Source organism: Bradyrhizobium neotropicale (assembly GCF_001641695.1).
In the GTDB taxonomy this organism is placed as follows: Bacteria; Pseudomonadota; Alphaproteobacteria; order Rhizobiales; family Xanthobacteraceae; genus Bradyrhizobium; species Bradyrhizobium neotropicale.
The window spans coordinates 65106-88966 of the sequence record NZ_LSEF01000064.1 but is presented as its reverse complement, the minus strand read 5'-3'; the positions used below and the strand labels follow the sequence as shown (position 1 = coordinate 88966).

The following is a 23861-nucleotide window of genomic DNA, read 5'->3' as shown; positions in this document are numbered from 1 at the left end:
GCGAATTCGTTTTGGGAGGATCTCAGCTCGGATTCATCGCAGCAAAGGCTGCCTCGTAGCGGCCCTCGCGCTCGGCCCAGCGCCGGGTACGGTCGCGTTCGACCAGCACCTCGCCGCGGGGATGAACCGCGAGCTCCAGGAGTTGCATCACCTCCGCGACATAGGCAGTAAGCGGCATGGCGCGCGCGTCGCTCGCCTGCTGTGCGCCGGTGAGCTCGGTTTGCACGTAAGGCGGCGCGAGCTCGAGCACCTCGATGGGGATGTTGCGCAGCTGATGCCGCAGCGACTGGAGCCATGAGTGCAGGAACGCCTTGCTGGCGCAGTAGGTCGGAAAGTCGGCGCGCGGCACGAAGGCGAGGTTCGAGCTCGTCACCATGATCGTCGCATTCTGCTGCGTCTTCAGGATGGGCAGGAATGCCCCGGCTACGCGGAGCACGCCCAAAATGTTGGTCTCCACCATGGCTTCCGCATCGGAGACGTTCCAGCCATCCGCGGTCATGTCCTCCGCCTTGGAGATGCCGGCATTGGCGATGAGAAAATTGAGCTCGGGGAAGCGCGCACGAACTTCAGTCGCGAGGCGCGATGGCGCCGCGGGATCGTCGAGGTCGAGCGGCTGGCCGACCATTCCGGGGCGCTCGGCCGTGATCTGATCGAGCAGGGCCTGCCGTCGTCCCGCGATGATGACGCGATTACCGCGGTCGTGGAGGGCCTCAGCAAGCGCGCGGCCGATACCGCTGGTGCCGCCGGTGATGAGGATCGTGTTGCCAGTCATCTTCATGGTTGCGTCTCAATGGAGTTGGGAGCCACGGCAATCCAGCAAGCGCGAGCGCGGACAATCCTGGCACGACGGCATGCATTCCGGCGCGGGCAGGCGCCGCGGGAATGGACGTGATGGACCAGTGAATGACCGCGAGGACGGGAGAGTGATGGCATGACCGTGGCGTCTCGTGAATCGAGATCTCCCTGCTGGGATCCTCTCGACAAAGGACGCGTTGGATGACGGTAACGCCTACGGCAGCGACATAACGACAGCTGCAAGCGTGGAAATACGTCGGCAGGTCAGTATCGTCAAGTCCCGGTGGCGCAAGGGTCTCTAACCCGCCTCGCGGCGGCGGCCCTCGTGGCCGCGGCGCTGGGCGAGGCGGCTGCGGTGCAGCGCGAACAGCTCCACGACCTTGTCGGCCGGCTTTGCCGCGCTGAATAGATAGCCCTGCATCTCGGAGCAGCCCAGCGTACGTAACAGGCGCTGCTGCTCCTCGGTCTCGACGCCCTCGGCCGTGGTGGTCATGCGGCGGGCGCTGGCGAGGTTGACGACGGCCTGCACAATGCTGGACGAGCCGTCGGGACCCGCGATGTCGCTGACGAAGCCGCGGTCGATCTTGATCTTGTCGAACGGGAACCGGTGCAGATAGCTCAGCGACGAGTAGCCGGTGCCGAAATCGTCGAGCGCGATGCGCACGCCGATGGCGCGGAGCTGGTGCAGGATCGCAAGCGTGGTCTCGTCGTCGCGGATCAGCACGGCCTCGGTGATCTCGAGCTCGAGCCGGCTCGCCGGCAGGTTGGACGCGGCGAGCGCCGCCATGATCTTCAGCACCAGCGTGCCGCTCTTGAACTGCACCGGCGAGACGTTGACGGCGAGGCGGATGTCGTCGGGCCAGCTCGCGGCCTCGCGGCAAGCGGTCGTCAGCACCCATTCGCCGATCTCGTTGATCAGGCCAGTGTCCTCGGCGATCGGGATGAACTCGGCCGGTGAGACCATCCCGCGCTCGGGATGGCGCCAGCGCACCAGGGCCTCGCAGCCGGTGATGCGGTCGTCCTTCAGGCTGAGGCAGGGCTGGTAATAGACTTCGAGGCCGCCATGGGCGATGGCGTGGCGCAGATCGATCTCGAGCTGCCGCCGCTCGCGCACGCGCGCGTCCATCGCCTGCTCGAAGAAGCGATGGGTGCGTCGGCCCGCGGCTTTGGCGGCGTACATCGCCATATCAGCGTTCTTCAGGATCTGATCGAGAGCTGTCGCGTGCCGCGGCGCCAGCGCGATGCCGATGCTGGCGTCGGTGGTGAGATGGTGGCCCATGCAGTCGAAAGGCGTGCGGATCGCGGCGAAGACGCGCGCGACGAGCTCATTGACCTGGTCCACCGAGGTTACTCCGGTCTGCACGATCGCGAACTCGTCGCCACCGAGGCGCGCCACGAAATCAGTCGGCCCCGCACAGCGGTCGAGGCTTGCCGCGACTGCTTTCAGAAGCTCGTCGCCGACGAGATGGCCGAGCGCGTCGTTGACGCCCTTGAACTCGTCGATGTCGATGTAATGCACCGCAAGCTCTTCGCCGCCGATGATGCCGGACAGCGCCTCGCGCAGATGCTCGTGGAACATGGCGCGGTTGGGCAGGTCGGTCAGCGCGTCGTAATGGGCGAGGTGGGTGATGCGCTCCTCGATGCGCCGCCGCTCGGTGACGTCCTCATGCGTCGCCACCCAGCCGCCATCGGCGAGCGGTTCGTTGAGAATGTGGATCGAGCGGCCGTCGGAGGTGTCGACGACCATGGAATTGCGCACGTGGACGTCGCGCAGCACGCGGGCGACGTATTGATCCGCATTGCCGCTGAAGGACCCCGTCGCCTTGCGATGCGCGATGATATCGTGGAAGCTGCATCCGGGCTTCACGACCTCCGGCGACAAGCCGTACATTTCGATGTAGCGTTGGTTGCAGACGACGAGCCGCTGCGACGCGTCGAACAAGAGCAGGCCCTGGGTCATGTTGTTGACGGCACGGTCCAGACGCAGCTTTTCCAGCGTCAGCCGTTCGCGCGAGAGGCGGTGCTGCTCCAGGAGCTTGCGCACGATCGCGATCAGGACGCCTGCGATGGCGAGCGCAGAGGCTCCCGCGACCGAGATCAGGATGAAGATCTGCTCGCGCCAGTCGGTCAATGCCGCTGCGCGCGTGGTGGTGGCCATCATCAGGATCGGGAAGTGGGGCAGGGCGCGTGCTGAGATCAGCCGGTCCTCGCCGTCGACCGGACTGGTGATGCGCCCGGCGAAATGATCGAGCCCGAAGATCCTCTGCTGCTCGAACGGGCCGGTCTTGAAATTCTTCCCCATCATTTCGCTCGAATGGGGATAGCGGGCCAGCAGCGTGCCGTCGCGGTGCAGCATCGAGATCGTGGCGCCTTCGCCGAGCAGCACGGACTCGAAGAACTTCTCGAAATTGGCAGGCTCGATGCCGCGTCCGATCATGCCCATGAACTCGCCGTTCGGGCCCACGATCCTGCGGACGATCAGGATGGTCCATGCGCCGGAGATCCGGCTGTGCAACGGCGCGATCAGCACGTCCGGCGAGTTGGGATCATACCTGAAGGTCCGGAAATAGGCGCGGTCGGCGACGTTGACTTTCGGGGCCGGCCACGCCGTCGACGAATTGATCACATTGCCGTCGGCGTCGATGACGTTGACGCCGCCCATATAGGGCAACGCCTCGATCTTCGAGCGCAGCAGCCGGTGGGTGTCCTGGCTGGAGAGGCGCTTGCGATAATCCTCCGCGGTCGTGATCCCTGTCAGGCGCACGTGGTCGATGAAGTCTTTCTGGATGACCGCGAAATCCTGCAGCTGCTGATCGAAATGATAGGCGAGCAGCAGAACGGTGTTCTCCAGCTCGCGGCCGCTGTTGCGCAACGCGCGTTCGCGAAAGTTCTGTGCCATGAGCGTTGCGCCGACGGCAATGGCCGCAATCAGCAGTGCGCCGCCCACGACCAGCCAGCGGATCGGTCCGCTGCGGACGAATACCTGGTCGAGGAGGCGGCTGCCGTATCTCGTCATGATCTCGATCGCTGTCGTGCACACGCCAGGATCAGTTCTTGAGCCTGGAAACATCCGTTGGTTTACGGGAACGGTATGGAGGCGACGTTAGGAAGTGCGGTTAATGCAGGCTGAATCGGCTCGCGCAAATGCAAGCGAAGTGCGACGCGCAAGGCGAGCAGGAATTGCCGAAGAGGCCGCCCTGCCGGTCAATTCCTGCCGGTCCGCGCGGCGATCAACCGTTGCTTAACCATCTAAGCGTCTGGCGATGCTGGCCGGCTGCACTGGCACGTCATTTGCGAGCCTGCGTTTTTGTCATGCAAGTGAGGACAGACCATGAAAAGCACGCTCAAGAACTTCCTGGCCGATGAATCCGGTGCGACCGCGATCGAATACGGCCTGATCGCCGCCGGCATAGCGCTCGCCATCATCACCGTGGTCAATGGCCTCGGCTCCAAGCTCAATGCCAAATTCGGATCGATCAGCGCGTCGCTGCGCTGACCGCGTGCGTTCCGCCGCGCGCCACTATCGCCACCACGATCAGCGCCGCGACGATATTGGCGGCGGCGCTGAGCAGGATCGGCAGCGTGTAGCTGTGGTTGACGTCGTAGACGAAGCCGGCGGCGCTCGGGCCGATCAGCGTGCCGAACGCAACGCTGGTGTAGAGAATGCCGATGATGCCGCTGACGTTGCGCCCGCCAAAATAGTCCATCACCACGGAGGGCAGCACCGCGACCCAGCCGCCGTAGAACACGCCGTAGACGAAGGCGAAGGCGGCGAGGGCCCAGACCTCCTTCGCAACGGCCCAGATTGCCATGGCGAACGCCATTCCGATCAGCACCATGATCAGCGAGCGGTCGCGGCCCATGCGGTCGGCAAGCGCACCAAGAAAGAAACGGCCTGCCGTGCTGCCGGCCCCGATCATCCCGAGCAGCAGCACGGCAGAGGATGCCGCGACCCCGTGGTCGCGCGCGTAGGGCACGAGATGGACGAACGGGACGAAGGCGCCGAAGGAACAGACGAGACACGACACGTAGAGGCCGGCAAATCGTGTCGACCGCACGGCCTCACGCACCGAAGCGCCGTCGCTGCTGGTTGCGCCCGAGACGTCGCGGATCGGATCGCCGTCGGGGCCGAGGCCGCGATCCTTCGGATCGTTCTCGATCAGCAGCGAGAGCCCGCCGCCCAGTATCAGCGTGATGGCGCCCAGCGCCAGATAAGCGCCACGCCAGCCCACCGATGCGATCAGCAATGAGGCGAGCGGCGGCATCGCCAGCGTACCGAGCCCGATGCCGCTGACCGCGAGCCCGGAGGCAAAGCCGCGGCGCCTCACGAACCAGCGCTGCACCGCGCCGATCGCGGGAACATAGGCGCAGCCGACGCCGACGCCGACACCCAGCCCATAGGCGAGATAGACCTCGACAAGGGAGTGCGCGGCGCTAGCGGCCGCGAGCCCGACCGCGACCAGGATCATGCCGGCGACGGCAAGCGGCCGCGAGCCGAGTCGATCAGCGAGGGGACCGCTGACGAGGCCGAGCGCGAAGTAGAGGAAGCCCGCGATCGAGAACACCAGCGAGATCGAGCCGCGCGAGGCGCCGAAATCGCGCTGCAGCGGCTCGAGAAAGGCGCTGAACGTGTAGGCGGAGCCGAAGCCGACAAACATGACGGCGAATGCCGCCGCGACAACGAACCAGCCATGGAAAATGCTCCGAGGAGCCAGCGCGGTTTGAACGGTCATTGTAGCCTCCGCGAGGTGAGGGAAGGATGCCGACGGTGCCAGGACGTGGCGCGCTGGAACGCAGCGCCGGCGCGCACGAGCACGGCCTCGTCGAGATGAGCGGCAACGAACTGGAACGCGACCGGCAGCCCGTCCGCCGCAGCACCGCCCGGTAGCGTGATCGTGGGATGACCGGTCATGTCGAATGGGCAGGTGTAGCGCTGCAGTTTGGCGACAAGGTCCGGCTGCTCGCCGAGCGTCCGGATCATGGCGAGTGTCACAGGCGGGAACGGGTGCACCGGGATCAGCAGCAGGTCGATGGTCTCGAACAGTGCAGTCACCCGGCCGCGCAGCGCCAGCCGCCGCAGCAGGATCTTCTGATAATCGAGTGCCGGGAGCGCGCGACCTGCCTCGATCACCGAGGCGAGGATCGGACCATACTCGTCCTTGTGGGCAGGATAGGTCGCCTCATGCGCGACCGCGGCTTCCACCGCACAATTCGGCGCCCAGTCGGCGATCGCCTGCGTCACGTCGGGAAACCCGGCGCTGACGATGTCAGCGCCAAGCGCGCGGAAGACGTCGATCGCGTCCGCCAACACGCGCTGCGTCACGACGTCGACGTCGTCGCCGTTCCAGGTGGCGTCGACGCCGATCCGCAGGCCCCGCACGTCCTGTGCGGCCGCGGCCAGATAGTCGGGCACGGGGTCGAATAGCGACGTCGGATCGTTCGGGTCGTGTCCGGCGATGACGCCGAGCAGCACGCCGGCATCGGCTGCGCTGCGGCCGATCGGTCCGACATGGTCGAGCGTCGCGGCCAGTTCGAACGTGCCGTGACGGCTGACGCGGCCCCAGCTTGGCTTCAGCCCGGTCAGGCCGTTGGCGGCGCACGGCCAGCGGATCGAGCCCCCGGTGTCGGAGCCGAGCGAGCCAAAGCAAAGTCCGGCGGCCGTCGCGACTGCCGAGCCGCTGGATGAAATGCCCGGCCAGTATGCGGCATTCCACGGATTCTTCGGTGGCGTCACCAGCGGATGGTGATCGGAATAGGCGCCCTCGGTGAGCTGCACCTTGCCGAGCACCACGGCGCCGGCGTCCTTGAGCCGGCGCACGACGGTTGCGTCTTCGCCGGGGCGAAAATCGCGATGAAGCGTGGTGCCGGCCGCCGTCGGTATGCCCTTGGTCCAGAACAGATCCTTCAGCGCAATCGGAACGCCATGCAGCGGGCCCCGATACCGGCCATGTGCGATTTCGGCGTCCGCGTTTTTCGCATCGGCAATGGCGGTCTCCTCCATCACGTGAACGTAGCTGCCGAGTTCTCGGTCCAGGGCGTCGATGCGATCGAGTTGCGCGCGCGTTACGTCGAGCGCGGAGATGTCGCGCGCCTCGAGGCGTGCGGCGAGCTCGGTGAGTTCGAGATAGTGCAGGGCGTCGGCCACGGCTCGCGTCTCCATTCTTGTTATCGCGATAGCGATCGATCTTCAAGATCGACACCAGTATAAATAAGATACAGGTGTTTGGTTGCCGTCAACCAGTAAATATGTTTTACTGGTGTTCCATTTCTGGTGTTCCGATGTCGAAAGAGTCCCGCAAGTTCAAGGTTCCCGACGCGCTGGCGAACGTCTACGACTTCGCCAACACGCAGGATGTCCGCCATTTCACGCATTTCGGCGTGGAGCACCCGCAGAGCGACGAGCTCGGCGGGCCGAAGCAACTTGCGGACTGGATGCAGGAGCGCGGACTTGGCCGCGACGCCGGACGTGTCACGCCGGCGATGTTCGAGACCGCATTGCGTCTGCGCGAAGCGCTGCGCGCCTATCTGCAGTGCGAACCGGCCGAGCGACGCCGGAACAAGGACGTCCTCGGCGCGCTCGACGACGCGCTCGCGCCGTTTCCGTTGCGGGTGGAGGCGCGCGCCGGGCGCGGCGCAATACTATCGGCCGCGCGCGTGGATGCGCTCGCGGGCCTCTCGACGATTGCGATCGAGCTTCATGACGCAACGCTCCTGGGGACGCTGGACCGGTTGAAGATGTGCGCGTCGGAGGAATGCCGCCGGGTGTTCTTCGACCGGTCGAAGCCATCGACGCGGCGGTGGTGCATGTCCACGCTGTGCGGCAATCGGATGAAGACGCGTGCCTATCGCGAGCGGCAGCGCGAGGCGAAATAGATCAGGCGCGGTAGTGGCCGGACTTGCCGCCCATCTTCTCGACGAGATGGATGCCCTCGATGCGGACGCCGCGCTCCACCGCCTTGATCATGTCGTAGATGGTGAGGCAGGCGACCGACGCCGCGGTGAGCGCCTCCATCTCGACGCCGGTCGGGCCCGTCACCTTCACGGTAGCGCGAACGATGCAGCCCGGCAGTTTCGCGTCGGGCTCGATGTCGACCGTGACCTTCGACAGCGCCAGCGGATGGCAGAGCGGGATCAGCTCCGAGGTGCGCTTGGCCGCCATGATGCCGGCGATGCGCGCGGTGCCGAGCACGTCGCCTTTCTTGGCATTGCCGGAGCGGATCAGATCGAGCGTCGCCTTGCTCATGACGACACGGCCCTCCGCGACCGCAACCCGCTCGGTCGCGGGCTTGTCCGAGACATCCACCATCCGCGCCTCGCCGGAGGCGCCGATATGGGTGAGCGCTGGCTTCGCCTTGGCATCAGACTTGGCCTTGTCAGGCTTGGCCTTGTCAGACTTGGCAGGCTTTTGCGCCATGTCAGCGTGTGCCAGTTGCGCGCGCCGAAGCTTCGCGCGCGAGCAGCGCGCGCGTGGCGGTTGTCACGTCCGCCTGCCGCATCAGGCTCTCGCCGACCAGGAAGGTCGACATGCCGACGCGCTCGAGCCGGGCAAGGTCGGCGGGCGTGAAGATGCCGCTCTCGCCGACCATCAGCCTGTCCTGCGGGATCAGCGGCGCCAGCGCCTCGCTGGTCGCGAGCGTCGTCTCGAAGGTGCGCAGATTGCGGTTGTTGACGCCGATCATCGGCGAGCGGAGCTTCAGCGCCCGGTCGAGCTCGGCGCGGTCGTGGATCTCGATCAGCACATCCATATCGTAGGAGAGAGCGGCGTCTTCGAGATCCTTCGCGGTGGCATCGTCGAGAGCGGCCATGATGATCAGGATGCAGTCGGCACCATGCGCGCGGGCCTCAGCCACCTGGTAGATGTCGAACATGAAATCCTTGCGCAGCACCGGCAGCGACGTTGCCGCGCGCGCGGCCACCATGAAGTCGAGATGACCCTGGAACGAGGGCGTGTCCGTCAGCACCGACAAACACGCGGCGCCGCCGGCCTCATAGGCCTTGGCGAGCAGCGGCGGATCGAAATCGGCGCGGATCAGTCCCTTGGAGGGCGATGCCTTCTTGACCTCGGCGATCAGCGCGTAATCGCCGCTGGCGTGCTTGGCCCTGATCGCGCCCACGAAGCCGCGTGGCGCTGGTTGTGCCTTGGCCTTCGCCTCGACCGCCGACAGCGGCTGCGCGCGCTTGGCTGCGGCGATCTCCTCGCGCTTGTAGGCCTCGATCTTGGTCAGGATGTCCGACATGGCGCCTTCAGTCGTTGGAGACGGCGATCAGATGCTTCAGCCGCGCGTTTGCCGCGCCGCTGTCGAGCGACTTCGCGCCGATCGCGACGCCTTCCTTGAGGTCCTTGGCGCGCCCGGCCACGACCAGCGCGGCCGCAGCGTTGATGAGTGCGACGTCGCGGAATGGGCTCGGCTTGCCGTCGAGCACGCTTTGCAGCGCCGTCGCGTTGGCGTCGGCGTCGCCGCCCTTGAGTGCGCCGGCCGCACAGCGCGACAGGCCGGCATCCTCCGGCGTCACCTCGAAATTCCTGATCTCGCCGTTCTCGAGCGCCGAGACGAAGGTCGGGCCGGTGAGGGTGATCTCGTCGAGGCCGTCGGAGCCGTGCACGACCCAGACCGACTCGGAGCCGAGGTTCCTCAACACCTGCGCCAGCGGCTGCACCCATTGCCGCGAGAACACGCCGACCATCTGCCGTTTCACGCCGGCCGGGTTGGACAGCGGTCCGAGCAGGTTGAAGATCGTGCGCGTCGCCAGCTCGACGCGGGTCGGGCCGACGTTCTTCATGGCGGGATGGTGGGCCGGGGCGAACATGAAGCCGATGCCGCATTCCTTCACGCAGCGCCCGACCTCGTCGGGCTTGAGGTCGATCTTCACCCCGAGCGAGGCCAGCACGTCGGCCGCGCCCGAGCGCGACGACAGCGCGCGATTGCCGTGCTTGGCCACCGGCACGCCGGCGCCCGAGACGATGAAGGAGGCGCAGGTCGACACGTTGACCGAGCCCGAGCCGTCCCCGCCGGTACCGACGATGTCGACGGCGTCGTCGGGCGCCGTGACCCTGAGCATCTTGGAACGCATCGCCGCGACCGCGCCGGTGATCTCGTCCACGGTCTCGCCGCGCACGCGCAGCGCCATCAGGAGGCCGCCCATCTGCGAGGGCGTCGCCTCGCCGGACATCACGGCGTCGAAGGCGGCTGCCGCCTCGTCACGCGACAGGCTGGCGCCGGTCGCCACTTTTCCAATGATCGATTTCAGGTCGTCCATCGCGTGCTTTCACTGATTACTGGTTCGCGCCCGTCACCTGCGCGAAGGCGGCCTGATTGATGCTGGTTCCGATGTTGGTTTCAAGCTTGTTGACGTAGGCGGCGACCTGCTCCTCGGTCACCGCGCGGTCGAGGCTGTCCTTCAGCTTCTTAACCGCGTCGGAGGCGAAGTCGATCGCGGGATCGACGATCTCGGTCACGCGGAAGACGATCACGTCGCTGCCGCCGCTCACAGGCGTCTGTGCGACGCCATCCTTGGCGGTGCGGAAGGCGGCGGCGACGACGGCCGAGGGCACGCCGGCCGGCGAGTCGTCGCGCTTGAAGCCCGTCGCAGTCTCGACCTTGGCGCCGATCGCGGCGGCCTCGTCTGCGAGCTTGCTGCCCTGTTCGATCTTCTTCACCATCTCGGTCGCCTTGGCCTTCAGCTTGGTCGCGATCTGGTCCTGGCGCCAGCGCGCCTCGACCTGGTCACGGACCTCGTCGAGATTGCGATCGCGCGAAGGCGTGACAGCGAGCACGTCGTACCAGACGTAGCCGCCCTGGAACGCGATCGGATCATTGTCGACGCCGACGTCGCTGTTGAAGGCCTGCGACACCACGTCGAGGCCCTGCGGAATGTTGGCAACGGCCTGGCCGTTCGGCGCGCGCCCCGAGCGGTCGACCGCGTCGATGGTCACGGCGGTGAGCCCAAGCTTCTGAGCTGCGTCGATGACGCTCGCACCACCGCCGCGCTCGTCCTCCATCTTGTCGCGGAGGTCCGCGACCTTGGCGCGCGCGCGCTCGCTCGCGATCTCGCGCTTCAAATCGGCTGCGACGCTGGCGTAGTTCGCCTCAACGCCCGGCTCGATCTTGTCGACCTTGACGATCGCGGTGCCGAGGGGGCCCTGGATCGGCTGGCTGATCTCGCCCACGGGGAGTGTGAAGGCGGCGTCCGCGACCGCGGGATTGAGCGCCGACTTGGTCACGAGCCCGAGATCGACGTCGGAGGCGCTCAGCCCGCGCTCCTTGGCGAGGTCCTCGAAGGACATCCCGCCGGTCAGGCGCTCACGCGCGGCCTGCGCCTCGGTGGCATTCGGGAATACGATCTGGTGGATCTGGCGCTTCTCGGGCGTGCCGAGCCGGTCCTTGCGCTGGTCGAACAGCTTCTTCGCGTCCTCGTCGGAGACCTCGCTCCACTTGCCGATCTCCTCCGGCGAGATCACGACAAAAGCGATCTTGCGGTACTCGGGCGCACGGAACTGGACCTTGTGATCCTCGAAATAGGCGGCGAGCGCCTCGGGCGAGGGCGGATCGATGGTGCCGGCCTGCGCTGCGTCGAGCCTGACGAATTCGATCGCGCGCTGCTCGTTCTGGAAACGCGTGAGTGCGTCGATGAGCGCTTTCGACGGCTCGAGGCCGGCGCCGATGGTGCCGGTGATCTGCCGGCGCAGCGAGACCCTGCGCTGCTCGGCGACGTAGCGCTGCTCGGTGTAACCGAAATTGCGGATCACGGCCTGGAAGCGCTGGGGATCGAACTTGCCGTCGACGCCCTTGAAGTTCGGGTCGTTCATGATGAACTGGCGGATCTGGTCGTCGGACTGGCCGAGCCCGAGCCGGCGCGCCTCCTCGTCGAGGGCTGCTTCCGCGATCGTCTGCTGCAGCACCTGGCGGTCGAGCCCGAAAGCGCGCGCCTGGTCAGGGGTCAGCGGACGACCGATCTGGCGACCGATCTGCTGCAGGCGATCGGTGTAGGTCTGGCGGAATTCGTTGAGCGAAATCTCAGTGCTGCCCACCTTGGCCACCGTGGACTGCCCGAAGCCGCGGAAGATGTCGGCGATGCCCCAAATGCCAAAACTGATGATCAACACGCCCATCACCACGGCCATAATGGTTTTGCCGAGCCAGTTTGATGAGGCCTTGCGCATTCCTCGAAGCATTGGGTCCAACTTGTTTGGCAGGAAGGGAACCGGAGCGCGCCTTAAAGCAGATTCCGCGAAAGGGCGTCACCGAATTGATATGGCATCATAAAGTGGCGGCTTTTCCCCCGCAACCTGCCGTGTCCTTAAGCTGTGTTAACGAGCTGTGGTCTCTGGAACTGAGGCGCTCGCTCTGCTAGCGCATGGCAAACCCAATTTCGCTGGAATCTGACATGACCGACGCCATCCGACCTCTGATCGCCGGCAACTGGAAAATGAATGGCCTCAAGGCCTCAAGTGCCGAATTCGACGCCATGCTCACCGGTGCGGCAGAAGTGACCGCGAAGGCCGATCTGCTGGTCTGTCCGCCTGCGACCCTGGTTGCGGCTTTTGCGGAGAAAGTGCGCGGAAAAGCGGTGGCCGTGGGGGCTCAGGATTGCCATCCCAAGGCGTCCGGCGCTCACACCGGCGATATCGCCGCCGAAATGCTGGCGGATGCGGGGGCAACCGCCGTCATCGTCGGCCATTCCGAGCGGCGCGCGGATCATGGCGAGAGCGACCTCTTCGTGAAACAGAAGGCGGAGGCGGCCTGGCGCGCCGGCGTCATCGCGATCGTCTGCGTCGGTGAAACCCAGGCCCAGCGAGATGCCGGCCAGACCCTCGATATCCTGCGCGGTCAGCTCAACGGATCGCTGCCGGACGGGTCGAACGCCGCCAATCTGGTCGTGGCCTATGAACCGGTCTGGGCGATCGGCACCGGCCTGACCCCCACGGCCAAGGATGTCGAGCAGATTCATGGCTTTATCCGGGAACTCCTGACCTCCCGGTTCAAATCCGAGGGGGCCAGGATGCGCATTCTCTATGGTGGCTCGGTCAAACCCTCGAACGCGGCCGAGCTGATGGCGGTCCCGAACGTGAACGGCGCGCTGGTCGGCGGCGCCAGCCTGAAGGCGGCCGATTTCCTTGCGATTGCCAAGGGCTGCCCCTAGCTAAAGGCGAAGCGCGATCCGGACCGATCGGGGGTGGCAATGCCCGTTCCGATCGTGTAACACCGCGCAACTTCAGGAAAACCCGCGAAGCGCGATGGGCCGCCGATCTCGGCGCTGTCGGCTTGTGACGGAAGGGTACAATGCAGACTGTTGTCATCGTCATCCACCTCATGATCGTCGCCGTGATGATCGGCGCCGTCCTGCTTCAGAAGTCGGAAGGCGGCGGCCTCGGCATGGGTGGCGGCGCGGGCTTCATGTCGAGCCGCGGCACCGCGAATCTTTTGACGCGGACGACCGCGATCCTGGCGGTCGGCTTCTTCCTCACCAGCCTGTTCCTGTCCTGGTATGCGGGCTACGACCGCAAGCCGTCGTCCATCATAGGCCAGCCCGCGTCGCAGACGCAGCCGGCCGGAGGCGCGCCGATCGCCCCGCCGACCTCGGGCGGTATCCTGGATACGCTGAAGAAGGCTGACGAGCAGCAGCAGAACCAGGCGCCCGCCGGCCCGCAGGTGCCGCGGTCGCAATAAAGCAGGGGGGCCATGCGGGGCGACGGCTACCGTCCTGCATCAACAATCCCCATCAAGGCACTGTCACCACTCTTCGTTTTGGCTCACCCACAGGCCCGCAGAATCTTTGGGGCGGAAGACGAATCGCTTTGGCGAATCGTATTCGGGAGATTAAAGGTTAAGTCCCATGGCGCGGTACATATTCATCACCGGCGGCGTGGTTTCTTCGCTCGGCAAGGGTCTGGCTTCAGCGGCACTCGGTGCTCTGCTGCAGGCCCGGGGCTACAAGGTCCGCCTCCGTAAGCTCGACCCCTATCTCAACCTCGATCCCGGAACGATGTCGCCGTATCAGCACGGCGAAGTGTTCGTGACCGACGACGGCGCGGAGACCGATCTCGATCTCGGTCACTACGAGCGCTTCACCGGCCGTCCAGCGACAAAAGCCGACAACATCACGACGGGCCGCATCTACCAGAACATCATCACCAAGGAGCGGCGCGGCGATTATCTCGGCGCGACCATCCAGGTGGTTCCGCACGTCACCAACGCCATCAAGGAGTTCGTCCTCGACGGCAATGACGATTACGACTTCGTGCTGGTCGAGATCGGCGGCACCGTCGGCGACATCGAAGGTCTGCCGTTCTTCGAGGCGATCCGCCAGCTCAAGAACGAGCTGCCGCGCGATCACGCCGTCTACATTCATCTCACGCTGCTTCCCTACATCCCGAGCGCCGGCGAATTGAAGACCAAGCCGACGCAGCATTCGGTCAAGGAGCTGCGCTCGATCGGCATCCAGCCCGACATCCTGCTCTGTCGCACCGATCGCGAGATTCCGAAGGAGGAGCGGCGCAAGCTCGGGCTGTTCTGTAACGTGCGCGAAAGCGCCGTGATCGAGGCGCGCGACGTCGACAACATCTACGCGGTGCCTGAGGCCTATCACGCCGCCGGCCTAGACGACGAAGTGCTCGCCGCCTTCGGCATCGGCTCGCGGATTCCGCCGGCGCTGCAGAGCTGGCAGCAGATCAACGAGCGCATCCGCAATCCCGAGGGCAACGTCACCATCGCCATCGTCGGCAAATACACCGGCATGAAGGATGCGTATAAGTCGCTGATCGAGGCGCTCTCGCACGGCGGCATCGCCAACAAGGTTAAGGTCAATCTCGACTGGATCGAGAGCGAGATCTTCGAGAAGGAAGATCCCGCGCCGTTCCTCGAGCACGTCAACGGCATCCTGGTGCCCGGCGGCTTCGGCCAGCGCGGCGCGGAAGGCAAGATTCGTGCGGCGCAGTTCGCGCGCGAGCGCGACGTGCCGTATTTCGGCATCTGCTTCGGGATGCAGATGGCGGTCATCGAAGCCGCGCGAAATCTCGTCGGCATCGAGGAGGCCAACTCCACCGAGTTCGGCCCGACCAAGGAGCCGCTGGTCGGCCTGATGACGGAATGGCTGCGCGGCAACGAGCTCGAGAAGCGCACGCAAGCCGGCGATCTCGGCGGCACGATGCGACTTGGTGCCTATCCCGCGGCGCTCAACCGCGGCAGCCGCGTCTCGCAGGTCTATGGCGGCGCGACCGAGATTTCCGAGCGCCACCGTCACCGCTACGAGGTCAACACCGCCTACAAGGATCGCCTCGAGCAGCACGGCCTGAAATTCTCGGGCCTCTCGCCCGACGGCGTGCTGCCGGAGATCGTCGAGTACGAGGATCACCCCTGGTTCATCGGCGTCCAGTTCCACCCCGAGCTGAAGTCGCGCCCCTTCGAGCCGCACCCGCTGTTCGCCTCGTTCATTCAGGCGGCGGTGGTGCAGTCGCGGCTGGTCTGACGTCCCGGCGCGACCGGCGTTGACGCGTCGGGCGCGAGCGATCCGGTGATAAGCTTCATCTGCGGCCGCCGCGTCAGTCTGTAGACGGCGGCGGGCGGCACGTTCATGACCGCACGATCCACCAGCTTGGCGCGCAGGCCCAGCCGGTCCAACACGGGCCGCGGCACCGGGCAGCTCATGCCATAGGTGAACTGGTAGAAGGCACCGCCGGGGCGGATGTAGCTGAACGCGCCGCCGACGATCGAAACGACCTTGCGCGTCGACATGTTGAGCAGCGGCAATCCGCTGACGACGGCGCCGACCGGCGCTCCATCATAGAGACGATGCGCCGCGAGCCGCGCTGCATCCATCCACAGCACGCGCGCGCCGGGAAAGCGCACTTGCAGCAGCTTCATGAAGTCGGAGCCGAATTCGACGAGCGTGAGGTCTTCCTGGCGGACGCCGCGCTTCAAGAGCTTGTAGGTGAACGCGCCGGTGCCGGGGCCGAGCTCGAGGATCGGGCCTGTCGATGCGGTGATTTCCCGCGTGATGAGATCGGCGAGCGCTGCGCCCGAAGGCGCGATCGCGCCGACCCGACGCGGAGACGACATCCAGGCGAGGAAGAAGGAGAGGAAATCATTGGGCATGCGCACTCCGGCATTTTTGCTTTGTGCCTCGCAAATCAGAGGTGAGGCGCTTGCAATGTCGCGGGGGTGCATTGCGACAGCATTGCGCGATGCGGACTAAAATCAACTCACGCGGATCGGCGGCAGGGTGATCTTGAAGCAGGCGCCGCCATTCGCTCCGTCCAGCACCGAGACGTGGCCGCGATGCAGCAGCACGATCTCGCGAACCATGTTGAGGCCGAGGCCGGCGCCGCGGTCGAGCGGCGTCAGTCGATAGAACGGCTCGAAGATCATCTCGCGTTGATCGGGCGGAATGCCCGCGCCCTCATCGGTGACCTCGATGCATGCGGGCTTGCTGACGCGGATGCCGATCGTGCCACGGCGCGGCCCGTGCTGGATGGCGTTCTGCACGAGGTTGGTCAGCGCGCGCTCCAATGCTGCCGTGTCGCCGAGCGTCTCGATCGGTGTCTCAGGTGCGTCGAGAGCCAGTTCGTAGCCTGCGGCGATCGCCAGCGGCGCGAGCTCGGCGGCGACGCCCTGGGCGATCGCGACGAGGTCGACGCGCGCGAATGGATGCCCGCAGCGGTCGAGCCGCTGAATGTCCAGCAGCTGCTCCGCGAGCGTGGCGAGCCGCGCGGCATCTTCGAGCAGGCGGATCTTTGCTGGTCCCGGCGGCAGCGATTCCAGCCGCGTAGTGAGGATCGCGATCGGGGTGCGCAGCTCATGTGCGGCATCGGCGACGAAACGCTTGTGGCGGGCATAGCCCTCGTCGAGCCGCGCCAGCGCGTCATTGACCGCGGTCACGAGCGGCACGACCTCCAGCGGGATGTGGTCCACCGAGAGCCGCGCGCCCCGCTGATGGATGTCGATGCGCCGCGCCTGGTCTGCCGTCGTGTCCAGTCCCTTGAAGGCGCGCCGCACGATCATCGGGGTTGCGATGAGCGTCGCTGTTCCCATCAAAAGCAGACCGGGTAGGGCGATGCCGAGGAACATCAGCGAGGTCGTGAGCACGGCCTTGGCGCCGGTGAGCCTGCCTTGCGTCGCCGTGATGATCTGCACGTTGCCGGCATCGGTGTCGACGCGCTTCAGCCGCGCCGGAGCTTTGCGCGGATCGTCCTCGAAAAGCTGCCAGCCGAGCCGCGCCTGGCTGATCTGGTCGAGCGCGCCGCCGATTGCGGCGAATTCGGCCGGCACGGCGCCCTCACTGAGCGAATGGCCCTGCCTGTCCCGGACCAGGAACCAGAGGTCGGGCGTCCCCGTGCGCAACTGTTTCAGCTCTGCCGTCGAGCGCAGGATCAGGCCGCCCTGCGTATCGCGCACGAGCGCATGCTGGACGACGTCGATGACGCGATCTTCGTCCCGTTCGGCGAGCACGAATCCTGACGCGCACAGCGCCAGGATGACGACCATAACCAGCGCAACCAGCAGCGCGGCCTGGAGCGAGAGGAGGCGCCAGCTCAACCGCGAGCGCAGGCAATAGGGATCAGCGTGCTTGCTCACGGCAGCTTCTTCAGGAGATAGCCGACCCCGCGGATGCCGTGAATCTCGACGCCCGCGTCGGCCTCGGCGAGCTTGCGGCGCAGCCGTGACACATGGGTGTCCAGCGCGTTCGACTGGATCTCGTCGTCAAAATTGTAGACGGCCTCTTCCAGCGCCGAACGCAGCACGGTGCGGCCCATGCGGCGGATCAGGGCTTCGAGCACCAGAAGCTCGCGGCGCGGCAGCTCGAACGGGCAGCCATCGATGCTAGCCTCGCGATGGCCGACATCGAAGGCGAGGCGGCCTGCCCGGATGACGTCCGGCGTGAGACCCGCGGGCCTCCGCAGCACGGCGCGCAAGCGCGCCAGCAATTCCTCGACCGCGAACGGCTTTGCCAGATAATCATCAGCACCGCTGTCGAGCCCGGCGACGCGGTCGGCGAGCTCGCCGCGGGCGGTCAGGACGATGATGGGCACGCCGTCTGCGCGCGCCCTCAACTTCGGGATCAACGCAAGGCCGTCGCCGTCGGGGAGCTGGCGGTCGAGCAGGACGGCGGCGTGGACGTCGGCGGAAATCGCTTCTTCCGCTTCGGCCAGCGTCGGCACATGGTCCACCACCATGTCGTAGCGCGTTAGCGCCGACGCCAGCGCGCCGGCCATCTCCGCTTCATCCTCGACGAGCAAAATCCGCATGATCCGGCACCTCAACCTCAACCGAGCCGTTCTAGCGGCCCTATCATTGCGGCAGCATTGCGGGAACTGGCTGCGACGAAGTCACCGCAGCGGGCCGCCAGCCATGCGCGGAACGCCGCCGGGGCGGCCGGATGGGGCTCAAGACAGCGACATGGCCGGCCGTTATAACCGCCGGACCTGATCAGGGAGGAACCAGAATGATCTATGAAATGCGTCAGTATCGCTGCGTGCCCGGCCGCCTGCCGGCGCTGCTCAAGCGGTTCGAGACGGTCACGCTGAAGCTGTGGGAAAAGCACGGCATCCGCCAGGCCGGCTTCTTCACCACGCTGATCGGCGAATCCAATCAGGAATTGACCTATTTCCTGGCCTGGGAGTCGCTGGCCGAGCGCGAGAAGAAGTGGGGCGCGTTCATGACCGATCCGGACTGGCTCGATGCGCGGGCAAAATCGGAAGCGGACGGCCAGATCGTCGCTAACATTGTCAGCCAGCTCCTGACGCCGACCGCCTTCTCGACGGTGAAGTGACCTCGGGCCTGCCGGCGCGCGCAGCCCGGGCGCAACCCTGATATTCGACCGGCTCGGGGCCGAATAGGGTTGATCGGACCCTCATCGCCGCTATGGTCGCGCCGAAACGAGGGGAAATTCGCCTTGAGCTCTTCAACGTCAGCAGCGCCGGTCGTCAGCATTGGCACGGTCAAATTCGGCAATGATCTGCCGATCTCGATCATTGCCGGGCCGTGCCAGCTCGAAAGTCGACAGCACGCGCTCGAAGTGGCCTCTGCGTTGAAGGAGGTCGCCGCGCGGCTGAAGGCCGGCCTCGTCTACAAGACCTCCTTCGACAAGGCCAACCGCACCAGCGCATCCGCTGCGCGCGGCCTCGGGCTTGCACAGTCGCTGCCGATCTTCGCCGAGATCCGTTCTTCGCTCGGCCTGCCGGTGCTGACCGATGTGCACGAGGCCACGCAATGCGCCGAGGTCGCGCAGGCGGTCGACATTCTGCAGATCCCGGCCTTCCTGTGCCGGCAGACCGATCTTCTCCTTGCCGCCGCCGCGACCGGCAAGGTCGTCAACGTCAAGAAGGGCCAGTTCCTAGCGCCTTGGGACATGGCCAATGTCGTGACCAAGATCACGAGCGCAAACAATCCCAACGTGCTCGTCACCGAGCGCGGCGCATCCTTCGGCTACAACACGCTCGTCTCCGACATGCGCGCGCTGCCGATCCTGGCGCGCACAACCGGTGCGCCGGTGATCTTCGACGCCACCCATTCGGTGCAGCAGCCGGGCGGGAAGGGAACCTCGTCGGGCGGCGAACGCGAATTCGTGCCGGTGTTGGCGCGCGCAGCGGTGGCGGTCGGCGTCGCCGGCGTCTTCATCGAGACCCATCCCGATCCCGACCACGCGCCTTCGGACGGGCCCAACATGGTGCCGCTGCGCGAGTTCGAAGGCCTGATCCGCACGCTGATGGCGTTTGACGCGATCGCAAAGGGCCCAGCGCGCTAATGCATGAGCCTGTGGCCAGGCCGCCGTCCGACCAGAAGTTTCCGCCCGCGATCAATATCATCGCGCTCGCCAGCTTCTCGGCCGCGCTGTCGACGCGTGCGCTCGATCCCGTGCTGCCGCATATTGCGGAGGAATTTGCGATCAGCATCACCACGGCCGCGAGCATCGCCGCCGGCTATGCCCTGATCTACGCGCTGATTCAGCCGGTGATCGGCGCGGCAGCCGATCTGTTCGGCAAGGCGCGGCTGATGACGATGTGCCTGGCGCTGCTCGGCGTTGCCTGCATTCTGGGCGCGCTCTCCACCTCCTTCTCGGGCCTGTTCGCGAGCCGCATCCTAGCCGGCATTGCCGCGGGCGGCGTGTTTCCGGTTGCGCTCGGCCTGACCGCCGACCTTGTCGCGCCGGCTAAGCGGCAGGTCGCGATCGGGCGCACGTTGGCGGGTTCGATGACCGGCAATCTGCTCGGCGCGACTGCCGCCGGCATCATCGGCGATCTCATCGGTTGGCGCGGCGTCCTTGTGATCATCGGTGCGCTCGGCCTGATCGCGGCCGTCGCAGTCGCGGCGGGCTTTCGCGGTACCGCGCTGACTGCGCCGCCCAAGACCGACCTGAAGACGTTGCGGCAGGGCTACCGCACCATCCTCGCCAATCCCAACGCGCGCTATTGCTACTCGGCCGTATTCGTCGAGGGCTGCTGCGTGTTCGGCCTGTTTCCCTTCATCGCCGCCTTGCTGTTCGATCTCGGCGAGACCTCGCTGTCGATCGCCGGTATCGTGATCGCAGGGTTTGCAGTCGGCGGGCTGTTCTATACTTTCACGGTATCGCGCTTCCTGCCGCTGCTCGGCGTCAAGGGCATGATGATCGCGGGAGCCAGCCTCGTCGCGCTCCAACTCGCCTTGCTCGCTCTTGGTCCTGGCTGGAAGCTGCAATTCGTCATCATGCTGCTGATGGGCTGGGGTTTCTACATGATCCATGGCTGCTTGCAGGTGTTTGCCAGCGAGTTGTCGGTCGAGGCGCGGGCGACAGCGATGTCGCTGCACTCGTTTTTCTTCTTCATGGGGCAGACCATCGGCCCGCTCGCCTATGGGGGCGGCCTTGCTCATGCCGGCAAGGCGCCGACCCTGGTCGCGAGCGCGGTGATCATGGTGGTGCTTGGCCTCGTCTGCGCCAGTCTGCTCAAGCCGCGTGCACCGTCCGACGCGCGCGTTTGAACAGCCGAGGGTTCGAAAGTACCAATGTCGGAAGGATTTGAGATCGAAGGCCTTCACGGCGTGTCGGGGAGAGATGCGCTACTGCGCCTGAACAATGCGAGCGCACGAGAGACTTCATTGCTCACGCCGGAGCGGTTAGACCAATTGATCGGCTGCGCAAGACTGGCGCTGGTCGTTCGACCCGCCGCCGCACTTCTACTGGCATTTGAGCAATCCGACTGTTACGACGGTGGTCACTTCCTTTGGTTTCGCGATCGGTTCGACAAATTTCTGTATGTTGATCGGGTTATCGTTGCCGAGGAGCATCGACGCCGTGGTATGGGCCGCTTGCTCTACGCCCATCTGTTGAAGCGGGCGGTGGAGCTTGGGCATAGCCGCGTCGTTTGCGAGGTGAACCTCGATCCGCCGAACCCGGTATCGGACAGATTTCATGCAGCTCTTGGATTTGCCGAAGTTGGAAGAGCAGCCATCGAAGATGGCTCGAAAACCGTGCGCTACCTTGCCGCCAGCTTGTCGTAGTATCGCGTGACGAGCATGGTCGCCGTTACTTCGTTCCACCAGCCGAGATCGGCTCCATACCGCTCGAGATGATCGCGTCGCGGGCGGCGGGGGAGGCGAGGAACTTAATCAAGGCCCGACCAGCTTCAGGTTCTTTGGAAACGGTCGCGATCCCGGCTGAGAAGACCGTGATCTTCTGCAATTCATTCGGCAGCGGTCCCACGATATCGATGCCCTGGACGGGCTTCAGTTCGCTGATTTGCTGAAAGCCGAGTTCGGCCTCGCCGCGAGCGACGATCTCGCCGACCGGAGTTGCCGGAATCTTTCGCGCCTTGTCCTTCATGATTTCGGCTATGCCGAGCTTTTCAAACATCTCGGTCGAGACGTAGACGCCGCTGGCGCTATCGGAATAGGCGATCGTTTTTGCCGCAAGCAGCGCGCGCTTGACCGCCTCGGCCGAACTGATATCCGGCTTCGGCGCGCCCGATTTCACGGCAATCCCGATCGGCGATCTGGTCAGGTCGACCTGGCTGCCGGCAACGACCTTGCCCTTGTTGGCGAGGTCGGCGAGTGCATAGCCCACCATGATCAGGACATCGACCGGCTCGCCGCGCTCGAGCCGAACCGGGATCGCATTGGTGGTGGTGCCCATCGATGGTCCGAACGACGTCAGCACCTTGTTGCCGGTGGCCTTCTCGAACTCCGGCACGAGTGCCTGATAGGCCGCCGTCAGTCCGCCCGAAATCATCACCCGAACCTCGGCTGCGTCGGACGCGCCGGCCAGCGACACCACGCCTAGAAGGCCCAAAGCAAGGCCGCGGAATGTTGCGGATATTGATTTCATGGTCATTCGTCTCCAGCTAACCCCGCCCGCGATAGGGTGCCACGCCTTGCTCCGGCACCCAGAGGCCCTTCGGGACGCGGCCGGTCTGCCAGAACACGTCGATCGGGATGCCGCCGCGCGGATACCAGTAGCCGCCGATGCGCAACCATTTCGGCTTGATCTCGGCGGCGATGCGCTTGCCGATCATCACGGTGCAATCCTCGTGGAAGGCGCCGTGATTGCGGAAGCTTGCGATGTAGAGTTTCAGCGATTTCGACTCCAGCAGCCATTGGCCCGGTGCGTAGTCGATCATCAGATGCGCGAAATCCGGCTGGCCCGTGACCGGGCAGAGCGAGGTGAATTCCGGCACGGTGAACCGCACCAGATAATCCGTGCCCTTTTGCGGATTGGGCACGCGGTCGAGCTGGGCTTCTTCCGGTGTGTGTGGCCATTCGACCGCACGGCCGAGCTGGAGGGATTTTTTCGCCATCGTCTGCATCCTTTGGAGCATGATCCGGACCCGGAGGGCCGCGTTAGCGCAAAGTGGGCACCGGTTTTCCGAAAGATCATGCTCAATCAAAAAGAGCTAGAGCGCGATAAGATCGCGCTCTAGAGGATGCCGGGATGGACGCAAATGCCGCCGCCGTCAACCGGCGGTGATCGTCTGGATCATGACGATCCGGTCGTTGCCGGATTCGCAGCCCCAGAGCTCGCCCGGCCGTCCGTCGAGCTGGCGGACATTGGCATTCGCCTTGTCGCTGGCGAACACGTTGAACTGCTCGGTCACAGGATCAAACCGGACGATCGCATTGGCCGAGAAGTCGGTCAGCCAGACCTTGTCCTTGTCGTCGACATAGACCGCGTAGGCGCGGGGGCGCTCGCCCGGCAGCTTCCAAGTCTTCCAGGAGCCATCGGCTGGATCGTGCACCGACACATGCCCGCTGTTCCACTCGCTGACCCAGAGCCGGCTTTTCGAATCCGACCAGACTCGCCGCGACCCCTGGTTCGGCGTCGGCGGCTCGACGACAGCCGCATTGCCGCTCGCAGGATCGATCCTTGCAATATAGCTGCCGGCGAGGGAGGCGTACCAGATGTCGCCCTTGGGGGTCACCGCGATCCCGTAGGGGCCGACGCCTTTCGGCGCCTTGAACACGCTCATCTCGCCCGACTTCGGCGCGAGGCGGCCGTAATAGCCGGACTGTCCGGTGAACCAGTAGATCCCGGTCTTGTCGAACACGCCGGTGTTGAGATTGGCGTAGGCGAATTTCTCGGGCAGGCGGAACAGCGTGACCTTGAGGTCGCCTGGGTCGACGCGCGCGATCGCATTCTGGCCGCCCTCGGTGATCCAGGGAGCGCCATCGGGACCGATCGTGACGCCATGCGGCGCGGCCCCCTGGCCGAGACTGACCGTCTTGAAGGTGCCGCTCTTGGGATCGAGCCTGCCCAGCATGCCCTTGCCCTGCGCGGTGAACCACACGGTGCCGTCGGCGGCGGGCGTGAGGTCGTGCAGGCCGATGCCGGGACTGATCGGGAAATATTTTGTCCGGAACGGGCCCTCTTGGGCAAAACTTGGGCGGACCGCGAGGAGGGCGGTGCTCGAGGCGAGAAACTGGCGGCGATTCATGGCGTTACCCCGACTGTTTCAGATTGAGGTTGGACGCGCAGATCAGGCGACGTCGAGCTTAATCTGAGGCGCTTCACGCGTCAGTCGAAGCGGCTCGCCCAAGCGTTCACATTTGCTTGCGCTCCGTGTAAGACGCGCGGCGAACCGATCAGCTCCAACGAACGGAAGT

At 65.4% G+C, this 23861-nt stretch carries 23 protein-coding genes; 9 read left to right on the top strand and 14 right to left on the bottom strand.

What is annotated here, in order from left to right; translation table 11 throughout:
• Positions 1–22 precede the first annotated feature (22 nt).
• Positions 23–778, bottom strand: coding sequence for an SDR family oxidoreductase (locus AXW67_RS22770; RefSeq protein WP_063679646.1), 756 nt, complete (start codon positions 776–778; stop codon positions 23–25).
• A 315-nt stretch (positions 779–1093) separates the two neighbouring features.
• Entirely contained in the window at positions 1094–3811 is a 2718-nt protein-coding gene (locus tag AXW67_RS22765; protein ID WP_063679682.1) for a bifunctional diguanylate cyclase/phosphodiesterase, read from the bottom strand.
• A 315-nt stretch (positions 3812–4126) separates the two neighbouring features.
• Between AXW67_RS22765 and AXW67_RS22760 the strand changes: the two genes are divergently transcribed.
• Positions 4127–4291, top strand: a complete 165-nt coding sequence (locus AXW67_RS22760; RefSeq protein WP_027550719.1) for a Flp family type IVb pilin — start codon at positions 4127–4129, stop codon at positions 4289–4291.
• Here AXW67_RS22760 and AXW67_RS22755 read toward each other — a convergent pair.
• The gene (locus AXW67_RS22755; protein WP_063679645.1) at positions 4272–5528 is read right to left on the bottom strand and encodes an MFS transporter; all 1257 of its coding nucleotides are present in this window, start codon (positions 5526–5528) and stop codon (positions 4272–4274) included. The genes AXW67_RS22760 and AXW67_RS22755 overlap by 20 nt on opposite strands.
• A complete protein-coding gene (locus AXW67_RS22750; protein WP_082907987.1) occupies positions 5525–6940 on the bottom strand; it encodes an amidase in 1416 nt (471 codons plus the stop codon). Before AXW67_RS22750 ends, AXW67_RS22755 begins: the two co-directional genes overlap by 4 nt.
• 134 nt (positions 6941–7074) lie before the next feature.
• On the opposite strand from AXW67_RS22750, the gene AXW67_RS22745 reads away from it, so the two are divergent.
• Positions 7075–7668, top strand: coding sequence for a CGNR zinc finger domain-containing protein (locus tag AXW67_RS22745; protein ID WP_063679643.1), 594 nt, complete (start codon positions 7075–7077; stop codon positions 7666–7668).
• Position 7669: 1 nt separating this feature from the next.
• Here the strand turns inward: AXW67_RS22745 and moaC are convergent, their stop codons facing one another.
• Genes moaC through AXW67_RS22725 form a run of 4 tightly spaced genes read right to left on the bottom strand, consistent with a single transcriptional unit; the run spans position 7670 to position 11968 of the window.
• Positions 7670–8209, bottom strand: coding sequence for a cyclic pyranopterin monophosphate synthase MoaC (moaC, locus tag AXW67_RS22740; RefSeq protein WP_063679642.1), 540 nt, complete (start codon positions 8207–8209; stop codon positions 7670–7672).
• Between the two features lies 1 nt (position 8210).
• Positions 8211–9032 (bottom strand): indole-3-glycerol phosphate synthase TrpC, encoded by an 822-nt coding sequence (trpC, locus tag AXW67_RS22735; protein WP_063679641.1) that lies wholly within the window; start codon positions 9030–9032, stop codon positions 8211–8213.
• A gap of 7 nt (positions 9033–9039) precedes the next feature.
• A complete protein-coding gene (gene trpD / locus AXW67_RS22730) occupies positions 9040–10053 on the bottom strand; it encodes an anthranilate phosphoribosyltransferase (RefSeq protein WP_027550725.1) in 1014 nt (337 codons plus the stop codon).
• 16 nt (positions 10054–10069) lie between these two features.
• Positions 10070–11968, bottom strand: a complete 1899-nt coding sequence (locus tag AXW67_RS22725) for a SurA N-terminal domain-containing protein (protein ID WP_063679640.1) — start codon at positions 11966–11968, stop codon at positions 10070–10072.
• A gap of 212 nt (positions 11969–12180) precedes the next feature.
• On the opposite strand from AXW67_RS22725, the gene tpiA reads away from it, so the two are divergent.
• From tpiA to pyrG, 3 genes are all read left to right on the top strand, one after another.
• Positions 12181–12936, top strand: coding sequence for a triose-phosphate isomerase (tpiA, locus tag AXW67_RS22720; protein WP_063679639.1), 756 nt, complete (start codon positions 12181–12183; stop codon positions 12934–12936).
• Between the two features lie 140 nt (positions 12937–13076).
• Positions 13077–13463, top strand: a complete 387-nt coding sequence (gene secG / locus AXW67_RS22715) for a preprotein translocase subunit SecG (protein WP_063679638.1) — start codon at positions 13077–13079, stop codon at positions 13461–13463.
• A 166-nt stretch (positions 13464–13629) separates the two neighbouring features.
• Positions 13630–15261, top strand: a complete 1632-nt coding sequence (pyrG, locus tag AXW67_RS22710; RefSeq protein WP_027550729.1) for a CTP synthase — start codon at positions 13630–13632, stop codon at positions 15259–15261.
• Here the strand turns inward: pyrG and AXW67_RS22705 are convergent.
• The 3 genes from AXW67_RS22705 to AXW67_RS22695 all read right to left on the bottom strand — a co-directional run bounded on the left by AXW67_RS22705 (position 15228) and on the right by AXW67_RS22695 (position 18037).
• Positions 15228–15887: a class I SAM-dependent methyltransferase gene (locus AXW67_RS22705; protein WP_063679637.1), complete on the bottom strand. Its 660-nt coding sequence runs from the start codon at positions 15885–15887 to the stop codon at positions 15228–15230. The two genes, pyrG and AXW67_RS22705, sit on opposite strands and share 34 nt — an antisense overlap.
• A 102-nt stretch (positions 15888–15989) precedes the next feature.
• Positions 15990–17366, bottom strand: coding sequence for a sensor histidine kinase (locus AXW67_RS22700; RefSeq protein WP_063679636.1), 1377 nt, complete (start codon positions 17364–17366; stop codon positions 15990–15992).
• Positions 17363–18037, bottom strand: a complete 675-nt coding sequence (locus AXW67_RS22695) for a response regulator transcription factor (RefSeq protein WP_027550732.1) — start codon at positions 18035–18037, stop codon at positions 17363–17365. The genes AXW67_RS22700 and AXW67_RS22695 overlap by 4 nt, the downstream gene beginning before the upstream one ends.
• A 197-nt stretch (positions 18038–18234) precedes the next feature.
• Between AXW67_RS22695 and AXW67_RS22690 the strand changes: the two genes are divergently transcribed.
• The 4 genes from AXW67_RS22690 to AXW67_RS40710 all read left to right on the top strand — a co-directional run bounded on the left by AXW67_RS22690 (position 18235) and on the right by AXW67_RS40710 (position 21266).
• Positions 18235–18561: an NIPSNAP family protein gene (locus tag AXW67_RS22690; RefSeq protein ID WP_027550733.1), complete on the top strand. Its 327-nt coding sequence runs from the start codon at positions 18235–18237 to the stop codon at positions 18559–18561.
• A 123-nt stretch (positions 18562–18684) separates the two neighbouring features.
• A complete protein-coding gene (kdsA, locus tag AXW67_RS22685) occupies positions 18685–19536 on the top strand; it encodes a 3-deoxy-8-phosphooctulonate synthase (protein ID WP_063679635.1) in 852 nt (283 codons plus the stop codon).
• Positions 19536–20747: an MFS transporter gene (locus AXW67_RS22680; RefSeq protein WP_027550735.1), complete on the top strand. Its 1212-nt coding sequence runs from the start codon at positions 19536–19538 to the stop codon at positions 20745–20747. The genes kdsA and AXW67_RS22680 overlap by 1 nt, the downstream gene beginning before the upstream one ends.
• 24 nt (positions 20748–20771) lie before the next feature.
• Complete coding sequence (locus AXW67_RS40710; protein ID WP_082907982.1) at positions 20772–21266, top strand: GNAT family N-acetyltransferase; 495 nt, start codon at positions 20772–20774, stop codon at positions 21264–21266.
• A gap of 25 nt (positions 21267–21291) precedes the next feature.
• On the opposite strand, the gene AXW67_RS22670 is transcribed toward AXW67_RS40710, so the two are convergent.
• The 3 genes from AXW67_RS22670 to AXW67_RS22660 all read right to left on the bottom strand — a co-directional run bounded on the left by AXW67_RS22670 (position 21292) and on the right by AXW67_RS22660 (position 23692).
• On the bottom strand, positions 21292–22089 hold the full coding sequence (locus AXW67_RS22670) for a substrate-binding domain-containing protein (RefSeq protein ID WP_063679633.1): 798 nt from the start codon (positions 22087–22089) through the stop codon (positions 21292–21294).
• 16 nt (positions 22090–22105) lie between these two features.
• Positions 22106–22567 carry a preQ(1) synthase gene (gene queF, locus AXW67_RS22665; RefSeq protein WP_145927801.1) on the bottom strand — a complete coding sequence of 154 codons (462 nt, stop codon included), beginning with the start codon at positions 22565–22567 and terminating at the stop codon, positions 22106–22108.
• Positions 22568–22714: 147 nt separating this feature from the next.
• Positions 22715–23692, bottom strand: coding sequence for a Vgb family protein (locus AXW67_RS22660; protein WP_063679632.1), 978 nt, complete (start codon positions 23690–23692; stop codon positions 22715–22717).
• Positions 23693–23861: the final 169 nt, after the last annotated feature.

Bases quoted from the DNA above. Each gene is read 5' to 3' on its own strand.
- AXW67_RS22670 (WP_063679633.1), bottom strand. From the start codon at position 22,089: ATGAAATCAATATCCGCAACATTCCGCGGCCTTGCTTTGGGCCTTCTA.
- AXW67_RS22760 (WP_027550719.1), top strand. From the start codon at position 4,127: ATGAAAAGCACGCTCAAGAACTTCCTGGCCGATGAATCCGGTGCGACC.
- trpD (WP_027550725.1), bottom strand. From the start codon at position 10,053: ATGGACGACCTGAAATCGATCATTGGAAAAGTGGCGACCGGCGCCAGC.
- AXW67_RS22690 (WP_027550733.1), top strand. From the start codon at position 18,235: ATGATCTATGAAATGCGTCAGTATCGCTGCGTGCCCGGCCGCCTGCCG.
- AXW67_RS22755 (WP_063679645.1), bottom strand. From the start codon at position 5,528: ATGACCGTTCAAACCGCGCTGGCTCCTCGGAGCATTTTCCATGGCTGG.
- AXW67_RS22765 (WP_063679682.1), bottom strand. From the start codon at position 3,811: ATGACGAGATACGGCAGCCGCCTCCTCGACCAGGTATTCGTCCGCAGC.
- AXW67_RS22695 (WP_027550732.1), bottom strand. From the start codon at position 18,037: ATGCGGATTTTGCTCGTCGAGGATGAAGCGGAGATGGCCGGCGCGCTG.
- AXW67_RS40710 (WP_082907982.1), top strand. From the start codon at position 20,772: ATGTCGGAAGGATTTGAGATCGAAGGCCTTCACGGCGTGTCGGGGAGA.
- pyrG (WP_027550729.1), top strand. From the start codon at position 13,630: ATGGCGCGGTACATATTCATCACCGGCGGCGTGGTTTCTTCGCTCGGC.
- AXW67_RS22725 (WP_063679640.1), bottom strand. From the start codon at position 11,968: ATGCTTCGAGGAATGCGCAAGGCCTCATCAAACTGGCTCGGCAAAACC.
- queF (WP_145927801.1), bottom strand. From the start codon at position 22,567: ATGCAGACGATGGCGAAAAAATCCCTCCAGCTCGGCCGTGCGGTCGAA.
- moaC (WP_063679642.1), bottom strand. From the start codon at position 8,209: ATGGCGCAAAAGCCTGCCAAGTCTGACAAGGCCAAGCCTGACAAGGCC.
- tpiA (WP_063679639.1), top strand. From the start codon at position 12,181: ATGACCGACGCCATCCGACCTCTGATCGCCGGCAACTGGAAAATGAAT.
- secG (WP_063679638.1), top strand. From the start codon at position 13,077: ATGCAGACTGTTGTCATCGTCATCCACCTCATGATCGTCGCCGTGATG.
- AXW67_RS22680 (WP_027550735.1), top strand. From the start codon at position 19,536: ATGCATGAGCCTGTGGCCAGGCCGCCGTCCGACCAGAAGTTTCCGCCC.
- AXW67_RS22745 (WP_063679643.1), top strand. From the start codon at position 7,075: ATGTCGAAAGAGTCCCGCAAGTTCAAGGTTCCCGACGCGCTGGCGAAC.
- AXW67_RS22660 (WP_063679632.1), bottom strand. From the start codon at position 23,692: ATGAATCGCCGCCAGTTTCTCGCCTCGAGCACCGCCCTCCTCGCGGTC.
- AXW67_RS22770 (WP_063679646.1), bottom strand. From the start codon at position 778: ATGAAGATGACTGGCAACACGATCCTCATCACCGGCGGCACCAGCGGT.
- trpC (WP_063679641.1), bottom strand. From the start codon at position 9,032: ATGTCGGACATCCTGACCAAGATCGAGGCCTACAAGCGCGAGGAGATC.
- AXW67_RS22705 (WP_063679637.1), bottom strand. From the start codon at position 15,887: ATGCCCAATGATTTCCTCTCCTTCTTCCTCGCCTGGATGTCGTCTCCG.